This is a genomic window from Rhizobium sp. UFLA01-1127 (assembly GCF_059803845.1).
The window spans coordinates 1-1,952 of sequence record NZ_JAUQTZ010000279.1 but is presented as its reverse complement, the minus strand read 5'-3'; the positions used below and the strand labels follow the sequence as shown (position 1 = coordinate 1,952).

Genomic DNA, 1,952 nt, shown 5'->3' with positions numbered 1-1,952 from the left:
CAGATAGCCCGTGAGCAGCTCGAAGAAGATGGCGATGGCGACCGTCACCAGCACCGGCGCACGCCAGGCGAGCAGGAAGCCGACGACCATGAACACCGCGTCCATCGCCGAATTGAGGATGCTGTCGCCGACATAGTCGAGCGAGATCGTTGTCGCGCGGTAGCGGTTGATGATGATCGGGGAATTCTCCAGGATCTCCCAGCCGGATTCGATCAGCATGGCAACGAAGAGGCGCATCGACAGCGGCTTGCCGCGCATGATGAGATGCGTGAGCCCGAAGAAAAGGAAGCCGTGGATGATGTGCGACGGTGTATACCAATCCGCGATATGCTGCGAATTGCCGCTGGATTTCACCACCGGCTCGAACAGTTTGACGTAGCCACAGGTGCAGATCGCCACGCGGCCCATCAGATGCTCCGCCACGATCTGCACGAGCAGGACGAGCGCGCAGGCGACGAACCAGAAGCTCTGTTGCTGGCGGCGGCTTCGGCTATCGGCTGCTTCGGTCATTTCCCATTTTCCGCAGGCTGTTCGACCGTATGCTTCATGATCAACGGCATCTGCGACAGGGTGAAGAGGATGGTGATCGGCATCGTTCCCCAGACCTTGAAGTTGACCCAGAGATCATCCGCCGCCTTGGCGTCGGGAAGGTAAAGCCAGTTCGAGCCGCGCCAGACGATTTCGTTGAGGACGGCAAGAACGAAGAAGAAAATGCCCCAGCGCAGCGTCAGCTTACGCCAGCCCTCGGCATCCAGCTGGAAAGCGGCGTTGAAGACATAGCCGAGCAGCGACTTGCCGAAGGCGAGGCCGCCAAGCAGCGCGACGCCGAACAGCGCGTTGACGATGGTCGGCTTCATCTTGATGAAGGTTTCGTTCTGCAGATAGATGCCGAGCGCGCCGAAGATCACGACCACGATGCCGGAGACGAAGGGCATCAGCGGCAGATGGCCGAGCATGACCTTCGAGACGACGAGCGAGATCACCGTTGCGGCCATGAACAGGCCGGTGGCCACGAAGAGGGGGCCGCCGAGCGCTGCCAGCTGCGGAAAATGCTGCACCAGCCAGTCACCGCGCAGATTGCCGAAGAAGAATACCAGCAAAGGCCCGAGTTCCAGCACCAGCTTCAATAGGGGATGATGCTTGTCGGCGGCGCTGGGGGCGAGATCGCGGTCACTGGTCGTCATTGCGGCACTTTCCCTGTCGTCGTACTCGTTTTTGTCGTTCATTGGCCGTTTCCGGTGCCTGCGATCGCGTTGGCGAAATCCTCGGCCTCGAACGGCTCCAGATCGTCTACACCTTCGCCGACGCCGATGAAATAGACCGGCAGCTTGTGCTTGGCCGAGATGGCGACGAGAATGCCGCCGCGCGCCGTGCCGTCAAGCTTCGTCATAATCAGCCCGTTGACGCCTGCGACGTTGCGGAAGATTTCCACCTGGTTCAAGGCATTCTGGCCCGTGGTGGCATCGAGTGTCTGCAGCACGGTATGCGGCGCATCCGGATCGAGCTTGCCGAGCACGCGCACGATCTTCTCAAGCTCGGCCATCAGCTCCGCCTTGTTCTGCAGGCGGCCGGCCGTATCGATGATCAAAACGTCGCTCTTGTTCGCCTTGGCCTGCTGGAAAGCATCGAAGGCAAGGCCGGCAGCGTCCGCGCCGAGCTTCGTCCCGATGAACTCCGACTTGGTGCGCTCTGCCCAGATCTTCAACTGCTCGATGGCGGCGGCACGGAACGTATCGCCTGCGGCGACCATGACCTTCAATCCGGCGCCGGAGAGCTTCGCCGCGAGCTTGCCGATCGTCGTCGTCTTTCCGGTGCCGTTGACGCCGACCACGAGAATGACATGCGGCTTGTGGCTGAGATCGAGCTGAAGAGGCTTTGCGACCGGCTTCAGTACCTTGGCGATTTCCTGCGCCATGATGCGGCCAACGTCCTCGCTGGTCACATCCTTGCCG

Annotated in this window: 3 protein-coding genes; all 3 read right to left on the bottom strand. The window is 61.1% G+C overall.

Annotated features, from left to right (window positions below; all coding sequences use genetic code 11):
* The coding region (locus Q4Q11_RS31660; RefSeq protein WP_498571961.1) for a DUF2585 domain-containing protein at positions 1 to 510 on the bottom strand (510 nt) is incomplete at its 3' end.
* Positions 507 to 1,226, bottom strand: a complete 720-nt coding sequence (locus Q4Q11_RS31655) for a septation protein A (protein ID WP_113214872.1) — start codon at positions 1,224 to 1,226, stop codon at positions 507 to 509. The genes Q4Q11_RS31660 and Q4Q11_RS31655, both read right to left, overlap by 4 nt.
* Positions 1,223 to 1,952 (bottom strand): signal recognition particle-docking protein FtsY (gene ftsY, locus Q4Q11_RS31650; RefSeq protein WP_498571960.1); only part of this gene is annotated, 730 nt, incomplete at its 5' end. The genes ftsY and Q4Q11_RS31655, both read right to left, overlap by 4 nt.

Bases quoted from the DNA above. Each gene is read 5' to 3' on its own strand.
- Q4Q11_RS31655 (WP_113214872.1), bottom strand. From the start codon at position 1,226: ATGAACGACAAAAACGAGTACGACGACAGGGAAAGTGCCGCAATGACG.